The following is a 25,787-nucleotide window of genomic DNA, read 5'->3' as shown; positions in this document are numbered from 1 at the left end:
TCGCCCATAGAATTGATGAATCTCGTATAGAATCTTTTAACGTTAACGCAATCTCCTCATTTTTTTTCGGGCAGTTCTATCAATTTTTCTTGAGAAGCGTTTTTGCAGACACATACGAAACGATTAATTCCGGATCTGCACAAAGTGCCGCAGTGGAATCCACCCAGCATCACGCTAAAAGCCCGGCGAGAATATGTAACTGGCAAGCACGCGAGGTACCACAATGGCAGAAGCAGGCGCCGCTGATCTTTTTCCACTTGGCGAAGACAACACTCCTTATCGCAAACTGACATCTGATCATGTTTCGGTCGATATGTTTAAGGGACAGGAAGTTCTGAGCGTTGATGCTGAAGGCCTGCGCATTCTGTCGGAAGCTGCCTTTGCGGATATCAATCACCTGCTGCGCCCCGGCCATTTGCAGCAACTTGCCAATATCATGAAAGACCCGGAAGCCACCGATAATGACCGCTTCGTGGCTTATGACCTGCTGAAAAATGCCAATATTGCGGCCGGCGGTGTGTTGCCCATGTGCCAGGACACCGGCACAGCAATCATCATGGGTAAAAAAGGCCGTCGCGTCTGGACAGAAGGCGGTGATGCTGATGCGCTCGCTGCCGGCGTTCTGGATGCCTATAACAAGAAGAACCTGCGTTATTCGCAGCTCGCCCCGTTATCGATGTTCGAAGAAAAGAACACCAGGAACAATCTGCCTGCGCAGATCGACATTTATGAAGAGGGCGAAGACGCCTATAAATTCCTGTTTGTTGCCAAGGGCGGCGGCTCTGCCAACAAGACGTTCTTGTATCAGGGCACACCATCGTTGCTGACGCATGACCGCCTGATTGATTTCCTTAAGGATAAGATCTTAAGCCTCGGCACTGCGGCCTGCCCACCGTATCACCTGGCAATCGTTATCGGCGGAACCTCCGCTGAAATGAACCTCAAGACGGTGAAGCTCGCATCCACGCGCTATCTCGACAGTCTCCCAACCAAGGGTTCGGAAGACGGTCATGCTTTCCGCGATCTGGAGATGGAAGCTGAAATCCATAAGCTGACACAGTCGCTTGGCGTCGGTGCACAGTTTGGCGGCAAGTATTTCTGCCACGATGTACGCGTTATCCGCCTGCCCCGCCATGGCGCATCGCTGCCAATTGGTCTGGGTGTCTCCTGCTCTGCCGACCGGCAGGCCAAAGGCAAAATCACGAAAGACGGTATCTTCCTTGAGAAACTCGAAACCAATCCCGCGCAGTATATGCCAGAGATTGACGAGGAAAAGCTCTCATCGCATGTGGTCAAAATTGACCTCAACCAGCCCATGGAGCAGATACTTAAGGAACTGTCGAAACACCCTGTAAAGACACAGCTTTCTTTGACTGGCTCAATCATCGTCGCACGCGATCTGGCGCATGCGAAAATCCGCGAACGGCTGGAAAACGGCGAACCTATGCCGGATTATTTCAAGAACCACCCGATTTATTATGCAGGCCCAGCCAAGACGCCAACCGGTTATGCATCCGGCTCCTTTGGGCCGACGACGGCTGGCCGCATGGATTCTTATGTCGATCAGTTCCAGTCATTTGGCGGTTCGATGGTGATGCTCGCCAAGGGCAATCGCTCGCGTCAGGTCCGTGAAGCGTGTGGCAGACATGGCGGCTTCTATCTGGGTTCGATTGGTGGCCCTGCTGCCCGCCTTGCTCAGGACTGCATCAAGAAGGTTGAGGTGGTCGAGTATCCAGAGCTCGGCATGGAAGCCATATGGCGCATTGAAGTGGTCGATTTTCCAGCCTTTATCGTCATCGACGACAAAGGCAATGACTTTTTCAAAGAGCTCAATCTCGGTTAAAAATGGGGCGTTTATCGCCCCTTTTTTTATTTCGGGTCGCGTTTCAGCCCTTTTTCCACAAGCTCGTCCAGATAGGTTTGCCAGAGAGTATCCTTCTGAGTGCCCAGCTTGTGCAGATAAGTCCACGAGAACAGTCCGGTATCGTGCATGTCATCAAAAGTAATACGGACGGCATAGTTGCCGACCGGGTCCATACGCATGATTTCCACATTGCGCTTGCCGCCCACCGTGACCCGTTGTTCTGGTGAATGGCCCTGCACTTCTGCCGAAGGAGAGAGCACACGCAAGAATTCTGCTGTCAGCTCAAAACGCTCACCGTTTTCGAAAGCCACCGTCAAAAGCTTGCGATCCTTCGACACCCGCAACTCGGTCGGCCAGACATCACTCATAATTGTTCTCCGTCATTCCCGCTGCGTTTGATTCTGCAATATACAGGATGACAGTCACATAAACTGGACAAACTCCTCAAGGGAACTTATCTCTTGAAGAGGGTGACTTTGCAGCGTTTTGAAACAATGGCTTATTCTATGAATCAATCTCAGACATTGCCTGCTGTTTCTTCGACCGGAGATATGATTGATCCGTTTGGACGCGCTGTCACCTATTTGCGCGTTTCAGTGACAGATCGCTGTGATTTCCGCTGCACCTATTGCATGGCAGAGCATATGACGTTTCTGCCGAAAAAAGACCTGCTGACGCTCGAAGAACTGGATCGGATTTGCAGCGCCTTTATCGATAAGGGTGTGCGCAAGTTGCGCCTGACAGGCGGTGAGCCGCTTGTTCGCAAAAACATCATGCATCTGATCCGCGGGCTGTCGCGTCACCTCAAAACCGGCGCGTTGGAAGAGCTGACGCTCACAACCAACGGGTCGCAACTTGTCCGTTATGCTGATGAACTCGCAGAATGTGGTGTAAAGCGTATCAATGTCTCGATGGACACGCTTGATCCTGATAAATTCCGTACTATTACCCGCTGGGGTGATCTTAATCGCGTCATTGAAGGTATTGACGCTGCGCAGAAGGCCGGTCTTCGCATTAAAATCAACGCTGTTGCGCTGAAAAACTTCAATGAGTTTGAAATTCCAGAGCTGATCCGCTGGGCGCATGGTCGTGACATGGACATGACGCTGATCGAAACCATGCCGATGGGTGAAATAGAGATTGATCGCACGGATCAATATCTGCCGCTTTCGCAGCTTCGTGTCGATCTTGGCAAGCAGTTCACACTAACCGACAATTCCTATCATACCGGTGGCCCTGCCCGCTATGTCACCATAAAAGAAACGGGTGGCCGGCTCGGTTTTATCACACCCCTTACGCATAATTTCTGCGAAAGCTGCAACCGTGTGCGCCTGACATGCACAGGCATGCTTTATATGTGTCTTGGTCAGAACGATGATGCGGATCTGCGCACCGCAGTGCGTGCAAGCGAAAGTGACAGCGTTCTCAATGATGCGATTGACGAGGCCATTTCACGCAAGCCCAAGGGCCATGATTTCATCATTGATCGCGACCATAATCGCCCGGCTGTTGCACGTCACATGAGCCTGACTGGCGGATAAATAATTTAAATCAATTCGCAACACATATGCATTGGACGTTATCTAAATCATAAGGTAGCGATAGAAAGTCCCAAAATCGGATTTTATATTGTGCCGCAAACTGCAAATTTTCGTGCAAGCATTTTCATGCTCCTCGCCATGGGGACATTCACCATCGGCGATTCAATTACCAAATATTTGCTGATCCATATGAACAGTGGTCAGTACATGTTCATTCGAGGAATATTTGCAACAACGGCAATCGGCCTGCTCGCATGGCGCAACGGAGCGCTTCGCAACATGTCGATGGATAAGATGACGTTGCTGCGTGTTCTGGGCGAAGTGCTGGCAACAGTCACATATATCTATTCGCTCGGGCATCTTTCACAGGCTTTCTGTTCAGCCGTATTTCAGGCAACGCCCTTGGTTGTGACCGTTGGCGCCGTGCTTTTTCTGAATGAAAAAGTCGGCTGGCGGCGCTGGATGTGTATCTCATTCGGGTTGATCGGGGTTCTGATTATCATTCGTCCTGGCGCTGACACCTCAACAACGCTTGCCGCCGTGGGGATTTTGCTTTCCAGCGTCTGCTTTGCAGCGATGCGCGATATTGCGACACGCCGCGTCCCGGCACATGTGCCGACACTTTATCTCTCAACGCTCACTGCCGGTGCCATTGCACTCACAGGTGGAGCACTCATAGTGCCTATGGGCGGCTGGCAACCCATCGGCCTGGAGCCAATTCTTTTCATGGCTGTGGCGGCAGCACTTTTGCTGGTTGGCTATCACTTTATCATTTTGGCGATGCGTGAAGGTGAAATTTCATTTGTTTCGCCATTCCGCTATTCGAGCCTGCTTTGGGCGATCCTGCTAAGCACTGTGATCTTCAATGAAGCGCCAGACACTTATACAATCCTTGGATCAATTCTTGTCGTCAGCAGCGGTATTTATATGGTGTACCGCGAAAATGTTCTCAAAAAGCGGGAACACTATAAAAGCACACTGGCTGCTGCGCCCACGGGAGTAGAACCCACGTGACAGGAAAGACGCACCGTATCGCAGGTGCCATTATTGCCGGAGGCCAGTCCAGCCGCATGCAGGCGGGCGGTGTGCCGGGTGATAAATTTTTGCAAAAGCTCGGCACAAAGACAGTTCTTGAACATGTTGCAAAGCGCCTTTCACCGCAGGTCGATCAGCTTTTTCTCAACGCCAATGGCGATCATGGCCGTCTTCCAAAACTAGGGATACCTGTGACAGCGGACTCCATTTCCGCGCATGGTGGGCCACTTGTGGGGCTCAAGACAGCATTGGAATATGCCGCCGGCTTCCCGTTGCTCCTGAGTGTTGCAGCCGACTGCCCCTTTCTGCCGCTTGACCTTGTATCGCGGCTTTACGAGCAGCAAGCAAAAACCGGTGCCAGCATTGTGCTTGCGTGTTCCAATGGCCGTGTTCATCCGACTTGCGGGCTTTGGAAAACAGAACTGCTGCAACCGCTTATTGACTGGCTGGCACGCACCGAAACGGCCAGTGTGCTTGCTTTCGCGCAAAATGTCGGTTTTGAAGAGGTGGTGTTTGCGCTCGTGGCACTTACATCCAATGGCGCAGTTTATGACCCCTTCTTCAACATCAACAGACCTGAAGATCTTGAGGCAGCAAAGCTGCTGATTGAGGCCATCCAATGACCCATAAACTGTTCGGAATCACCGGTTGGAAAAATGCTGGCAAAACCACACTGACGGAAAGCCTCGTTCAGGCGCTGACCAAACGTGGCTATCGCATCTCGACGGTGAAACACGCTCATCATAATTTTGATATTGATCATATCGGGACAGATTCCTGGCGGCACCGCAATGCTGGCGCTGCGGAAGTCGCAATCGTTTCATCTGCACGTTATGCGATCATGCATGAAAATCTTTGCGAAGAAGAGCCGTCATTACCAGTCATTGTCAGCAAGCTGGCCCCCTGCGATCTGGTTCTGATTGAAGGCTACAAAAACGAACCTCATAAGAAGATCGAACTTAGGCGTATTGGCAGCCACGAAGGGCCACCGCTTTGCGATAGCGATTCCAGCATTGTTGCCATTGCCAGCGATCATATGCAAAGCCATGAAAGATTACCGGTGTTTCATCTTGATCAAATCGAAGAAATTGCAGACTTCATTCAACAATTGATGGAGCTTTGAGGTTTTCACTAACAATTGATTATATCGACACGGAAAACACTGAAAAATATCTTTCGATCATGCCTTTTCTTTGGAAAATCCCTTTTTACGCTAAAAATTAAATTACTCAAACCGTCTTGCCATTCGATGAAAAATGGTGGGATTATGGGGTTATGGGCGGATGGATGGGCATAAGTGCGAATAATTATTGCGCGTTATCAGCTCTAGCATCTAATTATAGAAATCAGGGATCACATTGTCAGACCTGCGACCGAACAATCCTCGTCGATAATGCTCCTTAAATGCGGCTGAACCAGAAAAATAATCAGGGAGCCAGCCGAAACAAAACGAGAGGACTAAGAATGCGCGTTATTAAGCGTATCGCTGCGGCGACATCAATAGCAGCACTTGCAATTACTCTTGGCAGCATGAGCGCTGGCATTGCCAATGCTCAAGAGCCTCTGAAGCTTAAGATTGGTACAGAAGGCGCTTACCCTCCCTTCAACTTCATTCAGCCAGATGGCACGCTTTCCGGTTTCGACGTAGATATTGCCAGGGCACTTTGCGATGAAATGAAGGCCCAATGTGAATTCGTAACCCAGGATTGGGATGGCGCCATCCCTGCCCTTCAGTCGGGCAAGTTCGATGCCTTTATTGCCTCGATGTCCATCACGGATGAACGCAAGAAGCAGGTCGATTTCTCCAACAAGTACTACAACACCCCTCCCGGCATTGCGGCTCCGAAAGACACCGACATCAAAGGCGTGACCAAGGAAGACCTCGCTGGCAAGACCATTGGCGTGCAGGGATCAACCACGCATGCCAATTACTCGGAAAAAACCTTTACCGACAGCACGATCAAAGCCTATCCAACGGCCGAAGAATATCGTCTGGATCTTGCAAACGGTCGACTTGATGCCGTCAACGACGACAGCGTGACGCTTTCCGAGTGGCTCAAGACCCCAGATGGTGCATGCTGCAAGATGGTCGGCACGTTCCCGCCGGTGATCGAGATTCACGGTCCGGGTGCAGGCGTTGCATTCAAAAAAGGCCGCCCGGAACTCATCGAAAAATTCAATGAAGCCATCAAGGCAATCCGCGCCAACGGCAAGTACAAAGAAATCAATGACAAGTACTTCGATTTCGACGCCTACGGTGCAGAAAACTAAAATTTCTTAATATCAGACGCCGGTTTACGCCCACGTAAACCGGCGTAACTATTTGGGCTATAATGAGAAACTTTCAAAAGTTGTCAAATCGCATTTTCGCAATCGATTTGAAGCCCTCAGAAAGAGATTAGGCGCATGGAACATTACGCCACATTGTTAAGCTTTGGCCCTGGGGGATGGGGTAAAAGTATCGCTTGGGGATTTGTCGTCACAATCAGTCTGGCCCTTGCAACCTTGCCCGTCGGTCTTGTTCTGGGTTTTATTGTGGCTTTAGGAAAGCAGTCGAGTGAACGCTCGATGCGACTGGCCAGCAATATCTACACCACTATTTTTCGTGGCCTGCCGGAGCTTCTGACGCTTTTTCTCGTCTATTTCGGTGCGTCGCTTCTGCTCCAGCAATTGCTCACCTTTTTCAATATCAATGCGAATATTGAGATCAACGCTTTTGTAGCGGGCATGATTGCGCTTGGCTTTGTGTTTTCATCCTATTCGAGTGAAGTGTTTCTGTCGGCTTTCCGCGCCATTCCACGCGGACAATATGAAGGTGGTTATGCCGTCGGTCTTTCCTATTGGCAGACCATGCGCAAAGTCATTTTTCCGCAATTGATCCGCATTGCCCTTCCCGGCCTCGCCAATCTCTGGCTGGTTCTGCTTAAAGACACATCTTTGGTGTCCGTCATCACATTGTCGGATATTTTGCGTCAGACATCGATTGCCGCACGCGTCACCAAAGAGCCCTTCCTGTTTTTTGGCGTGGCTTGTCTGCTTTATCTTGGACTTGCGATTATCTCGTCCTATTTCATAAACCGCATCGCTCGCTGGGCCGATGCCAGTAACAATGCATCGCGGGGAGCATGATTATGAGTGAAGTCATCTCTGCAGGCACCGCAAAAGTTCTGGCACCGCCCCCCGTTGCAAAAGTTTGGACACGCACACGAATTGCCGGACATATCATCGTTGCCTTCTGGGCTTTGATGTTCCTCGGTCTTGCAATTTATCTCTATAACAGCTGGCGCATTGATCTTTTTGAGACCTATGGACCGCGCTATTGGTCGGGGCTTCTCGTTACCCTGCAACTGGTTGCTATTTCCATCGTGATTGGAGCGATTTTGTCGCTACCGATTACGGCTGCGCGCATGTCCAAAAACCGTTGGCTGCGCAGCCTTGCGTTTGGCTACGTCTATTTCTTTCGCGGTACACCGCTTCTGGCTCAAACCTTCCTGATCTACTACGGCTTTGGCACATTCCGCCCTTTTCTTGAAAGCATCGGTCTTTGGGTGTTCTTCCGTGATGCGTGGAATTGCGCGATCCTCGCCTTCTCGCTGAACACGGCCGCCTATCAGGCAGAAATCCTGCGCGGGGCCATTCAAAGCGTTGGACTCGGCCAATGGGAAGGCGCTGCAGCGCTCGGCATTTCCAAACGCGTGACTTTTGTTAAAGTGATCCTGCCACAGGCTCTGATCGTTGCTCTGCGCCCTTATGGCAACGAAATCATTCTGATGATCAAGGGATCGGCTATTGTCGCGATCATCACTGTGCTCGATCTTATGGGAGAGACGCGCCGCGCTTATTCGCGCACATTCGACTTTCAGACCTATATCTGGGCGGCAGTCATCTATTTGATTATCGTTGAATGTCTTCGGCACGTCTGGGACTTCCTAGAAAGGCGCCTGACACGGCATTTGATCCGCTGAGATTACGAATAAAGAAAATTTATCGCCCCCGTTCGCCTTGCAGCTACCGGGGGCGATCTGCTTTAAATACATAGCTCTCTTAAGCGCAACGCACGTCTTTCAATCGCAAATCGACAGGCTTAATCATGCTGAAAATCTGGGGTCGAACCAATTCCACCAATGTCAAAAAGGTGCTTTGGATAGCTGAAGAACTCGGGCTCGACTATGAGCAGATCAATTTAGGCGGGCAGTTTGGTGGCCTGCAGGAGGCGAGTTTCCTCGCTCGTAACCCAAATGGTCTCATTCCGCTCCTCGAAGATGGTGACACAACACTCTGGGAATCCAATGTGATCGTTCGCTATCTTGCTGCAACGCATGCAAAGAGCGGCCTTTGGATTGAAGCCCCTGCCGAACGTGCGCAGGCGGAAAAGTGGATGGATTGGGCATCCTCCACGCTTTATGCAGATTTTCGCAATGTGATGGCAAATTTGATCCGGCTTCCCGAAGACAAGCGCGACAAGGCCGTTGCGCAGCGCGGAATTGAGGGCCTGACGCGATCGCTCAAGATTGCAGATCATGCTCTTTCCCAGCAAAAATGGCTATCGGGGGAAAGTTTCGGCATTGGTGACATACCACTTGGTTGCTATGTCTATGCTTGGTTCGCGTTTCCGATCACACGTCCGTCAATGCCTCATCTAGAAGATTGGTATCAGCGCCTTTCGCAGCGCGCGGCCTATCGGAAAGCCGTGATGACGCCCCTGACCTAACCGCCGCACTTGCACAGCGACATATATTTATCCCTGCTTTTAAGCATTCTTATATTCCCTCTCGGAGGTAACAGACAATGACTGCAATTAAAGTAGCCTTCCTCGGCCTCGGCGTCATGGGGTATCCGATGGCAGGCCACCTTAAAAACAAAGGTGGCTATGACGTTACGGTCTATAGCCGGACAAATGCGAAGGCGATCAAATGGGCAGAACAGTTTAACGGCAAGCATGCAGCCACTCCGGCGGAAGCAGCGAAAGATGCGGATTTCATTTTCTGCTGTGTCGGCAATGATGATGATCTGCGCGAAGTGACGGTGGGAGCGAATGGCGCCTTCTCCACCATGAAAAAAGAAGCGATCTTCATCGACAATACAACGGCTTCCGCAGAGGTTGCGCGCGAGCTCGACGCAGAAGCGCAATCGCGCGGCTTTCATTTCATAGACGCTCCGGTTTCCGGCGGTCAGGCAGGTGCTGAAAACGGCGTTCTCACTGTAATGGTCGGCGCAGAGGAACCAATTTTCGACCGTGCCAAGCCAATCATCGAAGCCTATGCGCGCTCCGTTGGGTTGATGGGACCTGTCGGCTCTGGTCAGTTGGCGAAGATGGTCAATCAGATTTGCATCGCCGGTCTCATGCAAGGGCTGGCCGAGGGCATTCACTTCGGTAAGAAGGCCGGCCTCGACATAGAAAAGCTGATTGCGGTCATTTCCAAAGGGGCAGCTGGCTCGTGGCAGATGGAAAATCGCCACCGCACCATGAATGAAGGCAAATATGACTTTGGCTTTGCGGTCGACTGGATGCGCAAGGATTTGGGAATTTGCCTTGACGAAGCAGACCGAAACGGTGCGCTTTTGCCCGTCACAGCGCTTGTTGATCAGTTCTATAAGGAAGTCCAGAAAAACGGTGGCGGACGCTGGGATACATCGTCACTGCTTGCACGCCTTGAGCAATAAACGCTGCTCTGAACAAAAAAGCCCGGCTTCGAGCCGGGCTTTTTTGTCGACATTAAACGATCAGAACTTGATCTTGGCCGTCAGCGACAAAGCGCCCACGAAATCGTTTCCAAAATCGCCCTTAGAACCAGTCGGATTGAACTTACCATTGATATAAGTGTCGTCCATTTCACCGGACGTCAGCCAACCAGCGGCACCAGCAAGACGAACTTCGAAATTATCCGTCGCCTTGTAGTTTGTTCCGAGACCAAACAGCCACACGTCTGTCTGCGATGTAAGCCCGGTTGTCGTCCCGCGATCCCACGTAACCGTTGCAGCCGCAGACCACTGTTCATTGAACTTATGACCGACACCACCACTGACAGTCCAGCCATCCTGATAGTAGAGGTTCAGGTTGGTGATATTTGTTCCCTTAGGAATAACAACACCCGGTGCCAGCTGAAGGTTTGAAGAAGAATTGAATGCAACCTTCTCGACGCTTGACCAATCAGTCCATTTGACCGAACCGAAAGCAAGCCAATCCGGGGCAATACCGGTCTGGAACTTGAATTCCACTGACTGTGGCGTTGAGACATCGCCAGCAACGCTAATCGGAAGCCCACGCCCGGTAATCGGGCTTAGAGCCAGATTATCAATGGTGCCTTCAAGGGTGTATTTCACTTCCGACTGGTACACAACGCTTGCGCGGATTGCATATTCAGGGAGTTCATAGGCAGCGCCAATACGCCAGCCGAATGACTTATCTTCCACATCAAGCGAAGCCACACGGAACGAGCCACCAAAAGCCGATCCCGGTGGGATCATGCGTGTCTGCTCGCCACTAAGCTCCTGATAACTAACGCCACCGAGAAGGCGGAAAAAACCTTTTTCACCTGCGGAGAACCTGTACGAGCAGTTCAGACCATAATCATGTGAAGAAATTTTTTGCTCAATGGCCGTAAACATACGCACTGTGTCAGTGCCAACGTCGGTATGAATACCCCAAGGCTGGCGGTACTGTGCAGCACAAGCGAGGTCGTTTGTCAGATCAACCTTAGCTGAAAATTTGGGAACCCAATAACTCTTGGCTTCATCAACTTCAGTACCATAAGGCTGTCTGGTGATTGGGTTAATGCCCCCAGTTGCTGCCCCCACGGCCGAACCACGAATATTCTTGAGCTTACGTTGCGGGGCAACAAACGTTCCTGTCGTATCAACGACCGTGCCCTGCTCAAACAGGATATCAAAATCCTGCGAACTGCGCTCCAGGCCGCTTGCATGTGCAACAACCGCACTTCCAAGCAGCGCAGTCGCAATACCCGCTATTTTCAGGCTGTTGGCCTTCATGAAATGTCCTCCCAAACAAAATAACGTGAACCCGAAACTTTTACTTTGACGCAAACGTAAATCAGGAATGATTCAAGCTGCAAGATGCATAAATGGAACAGGTTCGGCCTATCGGAGCCTAGGTTTATCGAAAACCCCAAAATAATGGGAGCGAGCAGGAATTCTGCTAAGTTTCCTGGAGATAAACGTTCGAGAATTGCCAATTTCGGCCACTTTTAAGCCCTTTTCCCGCCTTGTTGCTAAAGCGCAACATCAGTAAAAAACAATCGAAACCGTGGTTCGATGAGGGCACAGGCTCCTTGAAAGGGGCCATTTACCAACATGTTTAACGAAAACACCCGGCAACACAGAGCTGCCGGGTGCTTGATTCGATTTAGGCTTCAGCTGGAAGCCTGAATCAGCCTGCTTCGCGGATACGTGCTTGAGCCGTCGCAACGCGTGCGGCAGCATCCTTTAGTTCGGTCAAGCGTTCACGTTCGGCACGAACGACCTCTTCCTTGGCATTGGCCACAAACTTCTCATTCGAGAGCTTCTTCTCGATTTTTTCCATTTCGGCGGCAATTTTACCCGCTTCCTTGGCCATACGCGCTGCTTCAGCCGTAAGATCAATCAGGCTGCCAAGCGGCAGGCAGATCGTCGCTTCACCATGTACCAACTGGGCAGAACCTTTTGGCGCTTCCTGTGCAAATGATACGCTTTCAACGCGTGCCAGACGCTTGATTGCCGCATCGTGACGCGCAAACCGATCAACAGTGGCGGCATTGGCCTCGAGGACCACAATCGGAGCGACCGCGCGCGCAGGAACATTCATCTCTGCACGAACAGAGCGAATCCCCATAACAAGATCAACCAGCCAGTTGATATCGGTGGCGGAGTCTCCATCCTCGAACGTCAATTCCGGCCATTTCGCCAAAGCCAGAACCGTATCACGCTTTTCGCCCTCGCCTGCGGTCAGCGTCCAGAGCTCTTCGGTCATGAACGGCATGAATGGATGTAAAATCTTGTAGATTTCATCCAGACAGTAAGCAGCCGTTGCCTGCGCTTCCGCCTTGGCCAGCTCATCTTCACCCATGAAAATCGGCTTGAGCAACTCAAGATACCAGTCGCAGAACTGGTTCCAGACAAAACGATATGCAGCGCCTGCCGCTTCATTGAAACGATAATTTGCAATACCATCCGTAACAGCAGCAGCTGCTTTGGTCAGTTCAGTCAAAATCCAGCGATTGACGGCAAGCTTTGCATCAGCCGGCTTGAAATTCGGGTCAAGCTTTACGCCGTTCATCTGTGCAAAACGCGTTGCATTCCAGAGCTTGGTACCAAAATTGCGATAGCCTGCTATCCGATCTGGATCGAGCTTCACGTCACGGCCTTGCGCCGCCATAATGGCAAGGGTGAAGCGCAACGCATCCGCGCCGTACTCGTCCATGAGTTCCAGCGGATCAATGACATTGCCCTTGGACTTGGACATTTTGGCGCCGTGCTTGTCGCGCACGAGTGCATGAAGATAGACCGTATGGAACGGAACCTCCTCCATGAAATGCAAGCCCATCATCATCATGCGGGCGACCCAGAAGAACAGAATATCGAAACCCGTTACCACAACACTTGTTGGATAATAAGTTGCGAGCTCAGGCGTTTTGTCGGGCCAGCCAAGTGTGGAGAATGGCCAGAGACCCGACGAGAACCAAGTATCCAGAACATCGGTATCGCGTTCAAGTTCAACCTCTTCGCCATAATGCGCGCGCGCAGCGGCTTTGGCTTCCTCTTCGCTCTTTTCAACGAAGTATTTGCCGTCTGGGCCGTACCATGCCGGAATCTGATGTCCCCACCAGAGCTGACGTGAAACGCACCATGGCTGAATGTTTTCCATCCAGTCGAAGTAGGTCTTTTCCCAATTTTTGGGTACAATCTGCGTGCGGCCATCACGAACGGCAGCCATGGCAGGCTTTGCCAGCTCTGCGGCATTCACATACCACTGATCTGTCAGATAAGGCTCGATCGGCACGCCACCACGATCACCATGCGGAACGGCGTGAGTGTGATCTTCAATCTTTTCCAGATAGCCCTGTTCATCAAGCATTTCGACAAGGCGCTTGCGCGCAGCAAAGCGATCGAGACCTTCAAACACGCTTATCAGCGCGTTAAGTTCGGACGTCAGTTCCAGACCTTCCAGAAAGTCAACATTGTCCTTCAGCGTGATGGCAGCCGATGGTGTCAGGATGTTGATCGCGCGCAGATCATTGCGCTTGCCGACTTCAAAATCGTTGAAGTCATGTGCCGGTGTGATCTTGACGGCACCGGAACCTGCTTCAGGATCAGCATAATCATCCGCAACAACGGGAATGAGACGGCCAACAAGCGGCAGAACAATGTTGTTGCCGACAGAGGCGTGATAACGCTCGTCCTTCGGGTTTACAGCAACCCCTGTATCGCCCAGCATAGTTTCAGGACGGGTCGTTGCAACCACGATAAAGGTGTGCGGGTTTTCGGGATCAAACGGAATGTTTTCCAGCGGATAACGCAGATGCCAAAGATGGCCCTTGGTCTCACGGGATTCGACTTCAATATCGGAAATCGCGGTCAGAAGCTTTGGATCCCAATTCACGAGCCGCTTGTCACGATAAATCAGTCCCTGCTTATGGAGCGAAACAAAGACTTCGATGACAGCGCGCGACAGACCTTCGTCCATCGTGAAACGCTCACGCGACCAATCGCAGGATGCGCCAAGACGACGAAGCTGATTAGAAATCATTCCGCCCGATTCAGATTTCCACTGCCAGATACGTTCAATGAACTTTTCGCGGCCCATGGCATGACGGTTCGGCTCCTGCCGTTCTGCAAGCTGACGCTCAACCACCATTTGCGTGGCGATACCCGCATGGTCGAGGCCCGGCTGCCAGAGAACATTCTTGCCGCGCATACGCTCAAAGCGAACCATGATGTCCTGAACGGTGTTGTTCAGCGCATGGCCCATATGCAGCGAGCCCGTCACATTGGGTGGCGGAATGACGACTGCAAAAGGATCAGCGCCCGGCTTTGAACCTGCACCCGCCTTGAAAGCGCCGGCTTCTTCCCAGCGTTCAGCGATTTTCGGCTCTACAGCCGCAGCGTCATAAGTCTTCTCAAGCATAGAAATATCCGGTCTGAATTCGGAATGAATTGATTGACGGCTCAATAGCAACTAACAGCCAACAAATCACCCTAAAAGTGAAAACCCGCCTGCAAGACAGACGGGTCAAATAGTCCGCTCTGGTGCAGTTTTGTTAGCGTTCACCACGCACCACGCGTTCGATTTCTTCGCGAACGAGCCGTTCGACGAGCGTCGGCAAATTCTTATCGAGCCAGTCTTGTAGCATCGGACGCAGAATATCAGCCGCAATATCATCGAACGAACGCCGCGGTTCCGAATGCACAGCGTGGTTTAAATCCTGAAATGCGGCAGCGACCTTTCGCTCCGTACCTTCCGATAAAATATGTGCGGCACTCTGCGGCTTCAAATCGGCAGGCGGGACTTCAACCTGCGGCTTGCGCTCTTCAACTGGCTCCGAAACCTTCAGTTCGTTCGCAATCTGCGTTTCAAGTGGAGGCATATCATCGATCCTGGCGGCAAGTTCTAAAACATCGCTACGCTTGTCATCATTCTGTGCATCCAGAACGAAATCTTCGTCGTCGTCCGCCTCCGGTGCTTCCACTGCTCTGATTTCTTTCAGTGCCGGTTCTTGAATGGAACCACGCAGTACGGTCTCTTCAGAAAGGATGCCCGGTTCGGGCAGAGTTTCCTGAACGGAAACAGGCTTGCGAAATTTTGCAACCTCGCTACGCGCCGAAAACGAAGGTGGGGCAACAATCGGGTGGCGGGAAACATCACTGTCTTCAATGATCCGGCGAATGGAAGCGAGAATTTCTTCCATTGACGGTTCACGCGCCGCGCTTGATGTTTGTGCCATAGCTGTCCGTCTTTCCTTATTGTCAATTGCCTGCACAGGCAAAGAATCAATGGATTAAGGGTACAGAACCTTCGATGGTTTGAGAATCCCTGCACAGCCATGTGCAATCCGAACCCACAGCTTTATCAATTTATTAAGAATTATGCTTTGTTTCGAGAATCAAAAACGGCGCCCTTGGCGCCGTTCGGTAAACTTTATTGCAGCAATTGCTTAACGACCATCCGGCGTACGCAGGCCGAACCATTTGTCTTTGACTGCATTGTAATGCTCTTCCGGCTTATACTGAGCAACCTGCAACTGCATATCCTGCGCTGTCATACGACCACTGGCAGCCAGAAGTGCATAACTCGCGACAATCGAGTCATGTTCTGCTTGCACAAGCGCGATCTGAACATCAACAAGAGCATTCTGCGCATTCAAAACATCAAGTGTGGTCCGCTGACCGACCTTGCGCTCTTCGATAACACCATCAAGTGCGAGCTGAGCAGCGGCAATACCGTCGCGATTAGCCTTCACAGAAGCACGCGCTGCCTCCAGCTGCGACCAAGCAGAGCTGATTGCCTGACGAACCTGATCCTGAATAACATCAACCTCAATGCGAGCCTGCCCCAACTGTTCCTTCGCCTGACGGACCTGTGCCGATGTGCGTCCGCCGGTATAAATCGGAATGCTCACACCGAGACCGACCGATGCCGAGTTGCCATCGCCTGCATTGGTGCCGGCATAAGTGTCGAGGTGGCTTGCGCTCGCGGTCAAGCCAACAGTCGGAAGCAACGCGCCTTCCTTGGCCTTGACGTTATAGCCCTGTGCGTTAACTGCATACTGAGTTGCAAGAATGCCGGGATGAATATTCTTTGCATTCGCAAAAGCCATTTCTGGAGAACGCGGCAGGTTTTTAGCTGCTGGTGCCAGTGAAAGGCGATCAGGCTGTGCACCGACAATCTGAACATATGTCGCTTCTGCAGACTTAACGTCAGCGCGGGCTGCATTCAATTGTGCGATAGCAGTCGAACGCTGCGCTTCCGACTGAGCAACGTCAGTGCGTGTACCTTCACCAACATCAAGACGCGCGCGCGAAGCACGAACCTGCTCGTTCATAGCTGCAAGGTTTTTCTCACGCAGCACTGCAATCTGACGAAGCTGGTACACATTCATATAAGCCTGAACAGCCGATAGGAGTGTGTTCTGTTCAGTGTTACGAAGGTTTTCGCGCTGCGCAAAGACAGTGGTTTCTGCGGCTGCGACGTTATTCTTCGTCTGAAAGCCGTCGAACAGCATCTGATTGAGCTCAATGCCGTATGTGCCGGTTGTGCGATAGCCTGAAACGGGCGACTTGCTGCGGCCAACATTATAAGACCCGGTCACCTGCGGGCGATAATTGGATTTCGCAATCGCTACGTTTTCATCCTGAATACGAACGCCAGCACGCGACGAGTTGAGTGTCGCGTTGTTCTTATAGGCTTTTACGAGAGCGCCAGTCAGCGTCTCTGACAGAGCGGCCTGTCCCGATAATACGGTGCCCGACAGAAGGATTGCTGCTGCCATAAGTCCTTTGCACGCTTTGAACACCGTATACCTCATATAAGAACAAACGAATCCACAATCGAACCGATTGGTTCGGGAAGACTTAATAACGTGTAAATTCGGTTATTTCCATCTTTCCCACCAGTGCTTTCACAAACAATTTTCACATCGTTGCAGAATTGCCCCACGCGCTGGATCAAAACTCGAACTGCTCAACGCGTTCAAAACCAGGAAGCGGACGAACTGCCGTATTGAAAACGGTGCGCCCCGAAGCAATCCCGTTTTCTTTTACGTAAAGTCGCGCAATTCCGGCATTTCCACGCCCTTCGACAACGACCAGACGGCCACCTTCTTTAAGCTGATTGAAAAGTACTTCCGGTACAAAATCAACTGCACCCTCGATGAAAATCACATCGTAGGGCGCTTCTGATGCATAACCTTTATTCAGATCACCTGAAACGATCACAACATTGTCATGGCCAAGTTCCTGCAAACGAGCCGCTGCAACAGCGGACAAAGCGGAATCACTTTCAAGGCCAATAACCGAACCTGCGAGCTCAGAAAGAATAGCCGAAGAGTATCCAGTGGCGCAGCCGACATCCAAAACGACATCGTCCTTGCTCACTTTTGCGAGCTGTACCAGCTTCGCGAAAGGCGACGGCTCCATGAGATAGCGCGGCGCAGCGCCCTCGCCTTCAAGCAACTGGTCTTCGTCGATATAGGCAAGGACCTGACGGTTTGCAGGAACAAAGACTTCACGGGGAACGGTCAGAAAAGCATCAATAACCCGAAGGTCCGTGACATCCGTTGTGCGGATCTGATTATCAACCATCTTCGTGCGAAGATCCTGGAAATCGGCTACCATAGCCATGCCTTACATCCTTCTTTATCGCGGTCATGCGATGATTGTATGTTCCGATCCCCTTTTACGACCAGCCCCTGTTGGCACGGCAAAGCCGCCCCACCGAAATTCGCTGTCGCTACGGGTACCATAAACGAGATTTGTCGTTGATGTGGCAAAAAACGGCCCTACAGTCAATCAAACACAAGAAACGCACAACCGACTGCAACACTTGGTCGCCAATCCCGCATGGTCTTAGAGCGCCGTACACCCTTTTGGGTGCAGAGCGCTCTCATAAAATGCCGGGCGTGTTAAAGGTCCGGCAATTGTGCTTTGTATGTTTGTGTTACGAGACACGTACAATCAAATTTATGTCAAATCATTACGCGATGGTTGCTGGATAACCGGCAGCCTTAAGCGCATCCAGCACTTGCTGCTCGGATGCAACGCTGTCCAAGGTGATCTCCTTTTTATCGAGATCAACCGTTACTTTGGCTGCTTGATCAACTTCATGCAAAGCGCTTGTAACACTTTTCGCGCAGCCGCCACATTTCATCGTTGGGATTGAAAACGTCACCATTCAAATTACTCCTTGTCTGAACTTTTTCCATGATGCAGCTTTCCATCGTGGCAAGGTCAAGCCAATAATTTGACTATGGTGCTTCGCAGCTCTCCGGTACGCTTTTTTCAATTTCTATTGGCGATTTGGTCAAAGAACCCGTCATAATCTGCATTGGCTTATATGGAGGCACTGCCTGAATGCCGGGATTGGTCAGGTTGATCGTGTAGCAGCCAGTGAATACCTGCTTCTTGCCATCCTCACTCTCCGACTCTATCGCGACCGGCATACTCCAGTAGATCTGTCCTGCGCCCGGATCTGGCTCAACCTTCCGAACGGCAACCTTTACGCTCTTCGTACCCTTATAACCTTTGACGAATTTCGCGAAGTCAGGCTCACGTCCCTCTTCCGAATAGTATCCGTATGCGCGGGCATATTCCTGACGGTTAATGGCGTTATAATAGGATTCAATGAGTGCCTGTGGTGTTGAGCGATCATCACGATAATCAGGAAGAATCGCACCATCAGCTACGTCTTGTGTCTGCTCTGAGGGTTTGGTTTCCTCGACAGGGTTGACCTGCTCCTGTGCGGGAGCGGCCTTTTTCGGCGCATCCTGCGCTTGAGTGCCAGATATAAAAAAAATCGTGCTGAAAACGCCGGCAACTCCGGCAAGTATCAAAGGCTGCATGCGCTTAATCGACATTCGCTTTTCCTCTTCCAGCAATTCTTTTGTTACAGCACACCAACTTGTGTAAGCCGGTTATCGCGGCTCTCTGATTTGGCGTCTTGCAGTAATGATGTTACAACACTAACTATAGTAAAAACGTGGCAACCGAACACAAAAGCGCTTTGCCTCGGGCAGATTGAATGATTCTTCAATCGTAAACCAGCACAACGCCGGAAGAGATGAAAATGGGCCGTTTCTCAGTCTTGACGCTTACCGATGCAGCCGCAGCGCGCGTTCGTGAAATCATGGCCTCCCGTGAAGGCTCACTGGGCATTCGCGTGGGCGTGAAAAAAGGTGGCTGTGCCGGTATGGAATATACAATCGATCTCGTCACAGAGCCAAAAGCCGGTGATGATTGTGTCGAAAAGGATGATGCGAAGGTCTATATCGCGCCCGAAGCTGTGCTGTTCCTGCTGGGCACCCAAATGGACTTTGAAGTGACAACTTTGCGAACAGGATTTGTTTTCAACAATCCAAATCAGACGTCGGCTTGTGGCTGTGGTGAATCTGTTGAGATTCAGCCTGCATCAGCCGAAAGGCTGCGCCAAATTCAGGACGCTGTTTAAAGCTGGATGGATGACCAATCTCTTCGGGAGTTTTTTGAAGGCTTAGGTGCGATCAGCATTCGCCGTATGTTTGGCGGCAAAGGCATTTATCACCAGGGTCTGATCGTAGCGCTCGTTGTTAACGACGAGCTGCTTTTGAAGGTGGACGCACAAACAGCGCCAGCTTTCATAGAGGCCGGATCAAGACAATGGTCATATGATAACCGAAAGAGCGGTAAGCCGGTCGCAATGCCCTATTGGAGCGTGCCCGATGACGCCTTTGATGACCCGGAAATCATGGCCGACTGGGTAAAACTGGCATTTGCAGCCAGTCTTCGCTCCGGTACGAAAAACTAAAGCATTTTCTGTTTGAATTGAAACAGTGGAAATAATCTAACTATCTGGTTTTCGTCATTATCCCGCGCAAAACACTTCGCACGTTTGTGGGAAATACACTAAAAAAGCCGACCTGGTTTAACCAGATCGGCTTTTATTGTCTTATGCCAGAACCCCGGTGGGGATCAGCATAAATGCTGGGATATCATTGCCGAAACCAATCGGCACCGGACCGTCATCATCATCACGATCACGACGACGCTTGTGATGATCGTTTTGCGGCCTGCCGCGGCGATCATCATTTGACGTACGGATCGGATCACGGCGTTCTTTGATTTCGCTGATTACCGGCTGCGGCTCATCTGCCTGAACAATCACAGGTGTCTCGACCTTCTGCTTATCTTTCGATTTGCCCCTGGCGTCTTTACCTTTGCCACGAGCATTCTTGCCCTTGCGTGACGTATCGTCAGATTCGTCAGTTGCTGGCAAGGTCGAAAGATCACCGTCATGCCATTCAACTTTTTCGCCAATCATGGTTTCGATTGCCGAGAGGTATTTCGTGTCCGAAGCAGTCACCAGCGTGAAAGCTTTGCCCGAACGGCCTGCACGCCCTGTGCGACCGATGCGGTGCACATAATCTTCCGAATGAATCGGAATATCATAGTTGAAGACGTGGCTGACGTCAGGAATATCGAGGCCACGGGCTGCGACATCCGAAGCCACGAGAAGCCGCAATTTACCCTCTTTGAAACCGGCAAGCATCGCCATGCGCGCGCGCTGGTCCATATCACCATGCAGAGCACCGGCATCAAACTCGTGGCGAACAAGCGAGCGGAAGAGTTCGGATACGTCTTTTTTGCGATTGCAGAAAATGATCGCATTCTTCAACGAATCGCCTTCAGCACGAATCAAATCACGCAGCACTGCGCGCTTGTCCCAATCCTTCTTGCCAGACTTCACAAGACGCTGGGTCACTGTTTTGGCAGTTGAGGATGCCTTTGCAACCTCAATGCGCGTCGGCGAATGCAGAAACTGCTCCGTCAGCTTGGTGATTTCCGGCGGCATGGTCGCCGAGAAGAACAGCGTCTGGCGGGTGAATGGGATCAGCTTGCAAATACGCTCAATGTCAGGAATAAACCCCATATCAAGCATACGGTCAGCTTCATCGATAACCAGAATTTCAACGCCGGTCAGAAGCAGTTTACCGCGCTCGAAATGGTCAAGAAGACGACCTGGGGTCGCGATGAGTACATCTGCACCGCGCTCAAGCTTGCGTTCCTGCTCATCAAACGAGACGCCACCGATCAGCAGCGCTACATTCAAACGCTGATTGACGCCATATTTAACAAAATTCTCTTCAACTTGCGCTGCGAGCTCGCGCGTCGGTTCAAGAATAAGCGTGCGCGGCATTCGAGCACGTGCACGCCCCTTTTCCAAGAGATGAAGCATTGGCAAAACGAAAGATGCAGTCTTACCCGTGCCTGTCTGGGCGATGCCGAGCACATCCTTGCGCTCCAGCGCGGGAGGAATGGCACCTGCCTGAATAGGCGTTGGCGCGGTGTAACCCGCAGCTTCAACAGCGGCGAGCACTTTCGGGGAAAGACCGAGTTCGGCAAATGTCGTCAATGGAGGCGCAGCTCTCTTTTTTGGAAATGAATTGCACCCATCCTGTCATTGCAGCCGCGTCATCCGGCGCAGGAACCAAGGCAGAAAAGGCGTCTGCAACGCAAAAAGCGTTTTCACGTAGCATCGCCTACGTCCACAGCGTGCAAAAGTCAACTAAAATACCATCAAAGAATATAAAAATGCTTATTATTTGTATTTTATTGTGCTTCCTCCAACACCAATGCGTGAATTTACTAAAATCATAGCCAACTAATGTCTAAATTGTTCTGTTAGAATTCGCTCATCCCAAGAATGATTTTGATCAAACAAGATCGCAACCTGACTGTCCAGATCTTCGCGCACTGTGACTGATCTTACTGATTTAACCTCGTTGTTGTCAGCAACCGCATTCACGGGGCGCTTTTCCGTTTCAAGCACATCCATGCGCACGGTCACATGTTTTGGCAAAAGCGCGCCGCCCCACCGGCGGGGGCGAAATGGGCTGACGGGTGTCAAGGCGAGTAGAGGCGCTTCCAACGGCAGAATTGGCCCCTGTGCCGAGAGATTATAGGCGGTAGAACCCGCAGGCGTGGCAACCATCACGCCATCGCAGACAAGTTCATCAAGCCGTATCTTGCCATCAATGGTGATCCGAACCTTTGCCGCCTGATAGGATTGCCTGAAAAGCGACACTTCGTTGATTGCCAGCGCCTTGAAAGGCGGCGCATCTTCCGTCTCTGCAATCATTTCGAGCGGGCGGATCGTTTCCTTTTGTGCGGCGAGAATGCGCGTGGGCAAATCCTCAATGCTGAACTCGTTCATGAGGAAGCCGACCGAACCACGGTTCATGCCATAGACAGGCACCCCGCTATTCATGAAATCTCGCAGTGCCTGCAACATGGTGCCGTCGCCCCCGAGTGCCACGACAACATCCGCATCCTCAGCCGCAACATGCCCATAGCGCTTCACCAGCTCTTTTTGTGCAGCCAGTGATTCTTCTGTTCCAGATGGCAAAAAGTGAAGCGCCAGAGATTTATCGTTCATATTATTCGGTTCCAATGCGCCCAAAAAGATGCTGTTTCCACAGGCTTAATGGCTATCATATGCAAAACCTGCTGACTATTCCCTGCTCGATGTGAATTTTTGCTTTACACGCGCCAGAATTATGCTAATTCGACGCCAGTGCTGCCCTTATAGCTCAGTTGGTAGAGCACCTGATTTGTAATCAGGGGGTCGGGAGTTCGAGTCTCTCTGGGGGCACCACTTTAAGCAGTTGTGTATGAACACTGTATTTTTTCAAAAAAAATAACTTACCCTGTAATAGATGTCAGCCATTATCGCGGCTATATTTACGCTCAATACAACTATTGCCTCCATAATAATTGTATATTAAGCTTACTGAATATATCAAATGATCACTTAGGCTGATTAATCATGCATCAACGGCGTATCTGCATTTCCGTCGTCACGAGGAACAGGCCTAAGATGCTCTGTAATCTGTTTTCGTCTTTGGCTTCTATTCAGAAGCCAAACGATACAGATGTATCCTTCCTTGTCGTCGAGAATAACGCCTCCCCTACGCTTGATGGAACCATCGAAGATTTTCGTGCGCTTATGCCAAACGATCCGATCGACTATGTTGTCGAGGTCATTTTAGGCATATCATCGGCGCGTAACCGTGCGCTGAACCACGCCATTGAACAGGGTTTTGATTATCTTGTCTATGTGGATGACGACGAGTTTGTAGAGGCAGACTGGCTCGTGAAACTTTTTTCAGAGCGTGACCGACTTGATCTCGATATTGTCGGCTCTCCAGTAAGGCCGAAGCCATTTGATGAGAACCTGACAATTGTTCAGAAACTTGTTTGGTCGGGGATCGAACGCAGTGGCTATAAATCCGAGCGCAAGTGCCGACAGAAATGCGCAATGGGGCGTGGCGATTCGATCAAAGTTGCGACGGGAAGCTGGATGGGAAAACTGGACTTTTTCCGCGAGACCGGTTTGCGTTTTGATTCCCATTTTGGCCTGACTGGCGGCGAAGACTGGAACCTCTGGACGAAAGCAAAGTCGCTTGGCGCCAAAACTGGTTGGGCTTGTGATGCCATCGTCTACGAAACCGTACCCCCGTCTCGCCTGACACTGAGCTATCATTATCGCCGCAATCGCGATCATAATATTACCGAGTTCGGTGCGCGTTATCGGGAAAACCCCAATAAGACACTTAAAAAGCTGCCGCTCAAGATTGCAGGCCGCGGGTTAAAGTTTTTAGGCGCAAGCCTCTCCATACCGTTCAGGGGCGGCCAAGGCCTTGTTTCAGCGGCCACGGCTCTCGGTGGCGTCGTTGGTCTGTTTCAGGGGTGTTTTGGAAGAAAATCTCTTCATTACGCCAATACGACTGGTTTTTAATGCCAAATAGAAAAAGCCCCACGCAATGCGAGGGGCTTCTCTTTGACTATTAGAGCATGTCACGGAAAAGTGGGGACCGCCTTCGCGGGGAAATCAGTCCAACCGGACTGATTGCTATTCCCGCCACGATCCGACAACGACATGCGTTAAAATAAGAAGATAGAGTGAGCGTATCGGGTACGATTAAGCGCGACACGCTTTAGTACCAGCCGACAGCGACCTGTGCTTCTTCCGACATGCGGTCAGCAGACCATGGTGGATCGAAGGTCATGGTGACTTCGACCATGGAAACACCTTCGACAGCTCCAACCGCGTTCTCGACCCATCCCGGCATTTCGCCTGCAACCGGACAGCCGGGAGCCGTCAGTGTCATTTCGATTTTAACCGTGCGGTCATCTTCGATGTCGATCTTGTAGATCAGACCGAGCTCGTAAATATCCGCTGGAATTTCAGGGTCATAGACCGTCTTCAACGCACTGATGATGTCATCGGTCAGCCGAAGCAGCTCTTCCTGAGGAATAGCAGAGGCGGAAAAAACAGACTTTCCATCCGCCGATGCATTCACATCATCGGCTTTGGCTTCAGTCTGTTCCTGAACTTTTTGCTCGGTCTCGGTCATCCGAAAAACTTCCTTGCCTTTTCCAAGGCTTCTGCCAGCACGTCAACTTCAGCACGGGTGTTATACATGCCAAAAGATGCACGGCATGTAGAGGTAACGCCAAAGCGTTTCAAGAGTGGCTGTGCGCAATGCGTGCCCGCACGCACCGCGACCCCTGCCCGGTCAATGACCATCGAGACATCATGCGCGTGAATGCCATCAAGCGCAAATGAGATGATCGCACCCTTATCGGGTGCATTGCCATAAATGCGCAGTGAATTGATCTTACCCAGTTGCTCATGCGCATAGTTGCGCAAGTCTTCCTCGTGGGCTGCGATCGCATGACGGCCGATCTTTTCCATATATTCAAGCGCTGCGCCTAACCCAATCGCCTGAACGATTGGTGGTGTGCCAGCCTCAAAACGGTGCGGCGGATGATTATACGTAACGTTTTCCTCCGTCACTTCTTCGATCATTTCGCCACCGCCCTGAAACGGGCGCATCTTTTCGAGCATTTCAGCACGACCAAAGAGAACGCCGATTCCTGACGGGCCGTAAACCTTGTGGCCAGTAAACACATACCAGTCACAGCCCAGATCCTGCACATCAACTGGCATATGGACAGCACTCTGGCTGCCATCGACCAGCACCGGAATACCGCGTGCATGGGCCAGTTCAACGATCTTCTTGATCGGTGTCACTGTGCCAAGCGCATTGGACATATGGGTGATTGCCACAAGCTTCGTGCGTTCGGTCAGGCGCTTTTCAAATTCCTCAATATGAAACACGCCTTCGTCATCCACCGGCGCGAAGACAAGCTTTGCACCCTGCCGCTCACGGATGAAATGCCACGGCACAATATTGGAGTGATGCTCCATGATCGACAGAAGGATTTCATCACCCTCGCCGATATTGGGCATACCGTAGCCGTAAGCGACCGTGTTGATCGCTTCGGTGGCATTTTTCGTAAAGACAATTTCGTCAACAGAGCCAGCATTCAGAAAGCGGCGAACGGTTTCGCGCGACTTTTCGTAAGCATCTGTGGCAGCATTCGAAAGAAAGTGCAGGCCGCGATGCACATTTGCGTATTCATTTGCATAGGCATGTGTGACAGCGTCGATGACGCTTTGCGGCTTTTGTGCAGAAGCACCACTATCCAGATAAACAAGCGGCTTTCCATGAACCTGTCGTGACAGGATGGGGAAATCTCTGCGGATCGCTTCAACATCATAGCGCGCTACAAGCGGATTCTTATGATCCATGACCGTT

General features: G+C 51.2%; 25 protein-coding genes and 1 tRNA gene. 14 read left to right on the top strand and 12 right to left on the bottom strand.

All coding sequences use genetic code 11. The annotated features are described in order from the left end of the window. The first annotated feature begins 223 nt into the window (after positions 1-223). Entirely contained in the window at positions 224-1,843 is a 1,620-nt protein-coding gene (locus OPR82_RS06695) for a fumarate hydratase (RefSeq protein ID WP_265983785.1), read from the top strand. A 26-nt stretch (positions 1,844-1,869) separates the two neighbouring features. Here OPR82_RS06695 and OPR82_RS06690 read toward each other — a convergent pair whose 3' ends face one another. After that, positions 1,870-2,232: a DUF971 domain-containing protein gene (locus OPR82_RS06690; protein ID WP_265983783.1), complete on the bottom strand. Its 363-nt coding sequence runs from the start codon at positions 2,230-2,232 to the stop codon at positions 1,870-1,872. A 138-nt stretch (positions 2,233-2,370) separates the two neighbouring features. On the opposite strand from OPR82_RS06690, the gene moaA reads away from it, so the two are divergent. The 9 genes from moaA to OPR82_RS06645 all read left to right on the top strand — a co-directional run bounded on the left by moaA (position 2,371) and on the right by OPR82_RS06645 (position 10,104). Then, positions 2,371-3,405, top strand: coding sequence for a GTP 3',8-cyclase MoaA (gene moaA, locus OPR82_RS06685; protein ID WP_323054533.1), 1,035 nt, complete (start codon positions 2,371-2,373; stop codon positions 3,403-3,405). A 126-nt stretch (positions 3,406-3,531) separates the two neighbouring features. Then, on the top strand, positions 3,532-4,419 hold the full coding sequence (locus OPR82_RS06680; RefSeq protein ID WP_265983889.1) for a DMT family transporter: 888 nt from the start codon (positions 3,532-3,534) through the stop codon (positions 4,417-4,419). Then, positions 4,416-5,063, top strand: a complete 648-nt coding sequence (gene mobA / locus OPR82_RS06675) for a molybdenum cofactor guanylyltransferase MobA (RefSeq protein ID WP_265983782.1) — start codon at positions 4,416-4,418, stop codon at positions 5,061-5,063. The genes OPR82_RS06680 and mobA overlap by 4 nt, the downstream gene beginning before the upstream one ends. Beyond that, positions 5,060-5,563, top strand: a complete 504-nt coding sequence (gene mobB, locus OPR82_RS06670; protein ID WP_265983781.1) for a molybdopterin-guanine dinucleotide biosynthesis protein B — start codon at positions 5,060-5,062, stop codon at positions 5,561-5,563. Before mobA ends, mobB begins: the two co-directional genes overlap by 4 nt. Positions 5,564-5,904: 341 nt before the next feature. After that, entirely contained in the window at positions 5,905-6,711 is an 807-nt protein-coding gene (locus tag OPR82_RS06665; RefSeq protein ID WP_265983780.1) for an ABC transporter substrate-binding protein, read from the top strand. Between the two features lie 135 nt (positions 6,712-6,846). Further along, a complete protein-coding gene (locus tag OPR82_RS06660) occupies positions 6,847-7,569 on the top strand; it encodes an ABC transporter permease (RefSeq protein WP_265983778.1) in 723 nt (240 codons plus the stop codon). Between the two features lie 2 nt (positions 7,570-7,571). Continuing rightward, on the top strand, positions 7,572-8,405 hold the full coding sequence (locus OPR82_RS06655; protein WP_265983777.1) for an ABC transporter permease: 834 nt from the start codon (positions 7,572-7,574) through the stop codon (positions 8,403-8,405). Positions 8,406-8,530: 125 nt separating this feature from the next. Then, on the top strand, positions 8,531-9,151 hold the full coding sequence (locus OPR82_RS06650) for a glutathione S-transferase family protein (RefSeq protein ID WP_265983776.1): 621 nt from the start codon (positions 8,531-8,533) through the stop codon (positions 9,149-9,151). A 77-nt stretch (positions 9,152-9,228) separates the two neighbouring features. Next, positions 9,229-10,104 carry an NAD(P)-dependent oxidoreductase gene (locus OPR82_RS06645; RefSeq protein WP_265983775.1) on the top strand — a complete coding sequence of 292 codons (876 nt, stop codon included), beginning with the start codon at positions 9,229-9,231 and terminating at the stop codon, positions 10,102-10,104. Between the two features lie 60 nt (positions 10,105-10,164). Here OPR82_RS06645 and OPR82_RS06640 read toward each other — a convergent pair whose 3' ends face one another. From OPR82_RS06640 to OPR82_RS06610, 7 genes are all read right to left on the bottom strand, one after another. Beyond that, positions 10,165-11,430: an OmpP1/FadL family transporter gene (locus OPR82_RS06640; RefSeq protein WP_265983773.1), complete on the bottom strand. Its 1,266-nt coding sequence runs from the start codon at positions 11,428-11,430 to the stop codon at positions 10,165-10,167. A gap of 397 nt (positions 11,431-11,827) precedes the next feature. After that, the gene (locus tag OPR82_RS06635; RefSeq protein WP_265983772.1) at positions 11,828-14,560 is read right to left on the bottom strand and encodes a valine--tRNA ligase; all 2,733 of its coding nucleotides are present in this window, start codon (positions 14,558-14,560) and stop codon (positions 11,828-11,830) included. 133 nt (positions 14,561-14,693) lie between these two features. After that, a complete protein-coding gene (locus tag OPR82_RS22700) occupies positions 14,694-15,377 on the bottom strand; it encodes a PopZ family protein (protein ID WP_323054532.1) in 684 nt (227 codons plus the stop codon). 210 nt (positions 15,378-15,587) lie between these two features. After that, positions 15,588-16,958 carry a TolC family outer membrane protein gene (locus OPR82_RS06625; RefSeq protein ID WP_265983771.1) on the bottom strand — a complete coding sequence of 457 codons (1,371 nt, stop codon included), beginning with the start codon at positions 16,956-16,958 and terminating at the stop codon, positions 15,588-15,590. A gap of 139 nt (positions 16,959-17,097) precedes the next feature. Next, complete coding sequence (locus OPR82_RS06620; RefSeq protein ID WP_265983886.1) at positions 17,098-17,766, bottom strand: protein-L-isoaspartate O-methyltransferase family protein; 669 nt, start codon at positions 17,764-17,766, stop codon at positions 17,098-17,100. A gap of 358 nt (positions 17,767-18,124) precedes the next feature. Beyond that, on the bottom strand, positions 18,125-18,322 hold the full coding sequence (locus tag OPR82_RS06615; RefSeq protein WP_265983770.1) for a heavy-metal-associated domain-containing protein: 198 nt from the start codon (positions 18,320-18,322) through the stop codon (positions 18,125-18,127). Between the two features lie 73 nt (positions 18,323-18,395). Then, complete coding sequence (locus OPR82_RS06610) at positions 18,396-19,004, bottom strand: Cif family virulence factor (protein ID WP_265983769.1); 609 nt, start codon at positions 19,002-19,004, stop codon at positions 18,396-18,398. Positions 19,005-19,213: 209 nt separating this feature from the next. Here OPR82_RS06610 and sufA point away from each other — a divergent pair, with 209 nt between their 5' ends. Both sufA and OPR82_RS06600 read left to right on the top strand, forming a co-directional pair. Beyond that, a complete protein-coding gene (gene sufA / locus OPR82_RS06605) occupies positions 19,214-19,594 on the top strand; it encodes a Fe-S cluster assembly scaffold SufA (protein WP_265983768.1) in 381 nt (126 codons plus the stop codon). A gap of 6 nt (positions 19,595-19,600) precedes the next feature. Next, the gene (locus tag OPR82_RS06600; protein ID WP_265983767.1) at positions 19,601-19,930 is read left to right on the top strand and encodes a TfoX/Sxy family protein; all 330 of its coding nucleotides are present in this window, start codon (positions 19,601-19,603) and stop codon (positions 19,928-19,930) included. Between the two features lie 141 nt (positions 19,931-20,071). On the opposite strand, the gene OPR82_RS06595 is transcribed toward OPR82_RS06600, so the two are convergent. Next, positions 20,072-21,535: a DEAD/DEAH box helicase gene (locus tag OPR82_RS06595; protein ID WP_265983766.1), complete on the bottom strand. Its 1,464-nt coding sequence runs from the start codon at positions 21,533-21,535 to the stop codon at positions 20,072-20,074. A gap of 249 nt (positions 21,536-21,784) precedes the next feature. Further along, complete coding sequence (locus OPR82_RS06590) at positions 21,785-22,558, bottom strand: NAD kinase (RefSeq protein ID WP_265983765.1); 774 nt, start codon at positions 22,556-22,558, stop codon at positions 21,785-21,787. A gap of 143 nt (positions 22,559-22,701) precedes the next feature. Here OPR82_RS06590 and OPR82_RS06585 point away from each other — a divergent pair. Beyond that, positions 22,702-22,777: transfer RNA gene (locus tag OPR82_RS06585), tRNA-Thr, on the top strand. Positions 22,778-22,948: 171 nt separating this feature from the next. Next, positions 22,949-23,920 carry a glycosyltransferase family 2 protein gene (locus OPR82_RS06580; RefSeq protein ID WP_265983764.1) on the top strand — a complete coding sequence of 324 codons (972 nt, stop codon included), beginning with the start codon at positions 22,949-22,951 and terminating at the stop codon, positions 23,918-23,920. Between the two features lie 199 nt (positions 23,921-24,119). On the opposite strand, the gene OPR82_RS06575 is transcribed toward OPR82_RS06580, so the two are convergent. Together OPR82_RS06575 and OPR82_RS06570 are read right to left on the bottom strand one after the other, a co-directional pair. After that, positions 24,120-24,539 (bottom strand): SUF system Fe-S cluster assembly protein, encoded by a 420-nt coding sequence (locus OPR82_RS06575; RefSeq protein WP_265983763.1) that lies wholly within the window; start codon positions 24,537-24,539, stop codon positions 24,120-24,122. Continuing rightward, complete coding sequence (locus OPR82_RS06570; RefSeq protein WP_265983762.1) at positions 24,536-25,780, bottom strand: cysteine desulfurase; 1,245 nt, start codon at positions 25,778-25,780, stop codon at positions 24,536-24,538. Before OPR82_RS06570 ends, OPR82_RS06575 begins: the two co-directional genes overlap by 4 nt. Positions 25,781-25,787 lie beyond the last annotated feature (7 nt).

The sequence above is a fragment of the Ochrobactrum chromiisoli genome (genome assembly GCF_026241335.1).
Taxonomy (GTDB): Bacteria; Pseudomonadota; Alphaproteobacteria; order Rhizobiales; family Rhizobiaceae; genus Brucella; species Brucella chromiisoli.
The sequence above is the reverse complement of the archived record's forward strand: the minus strand, read 5'-3'. Positions and strand labels throughout refer to the sequence as shown.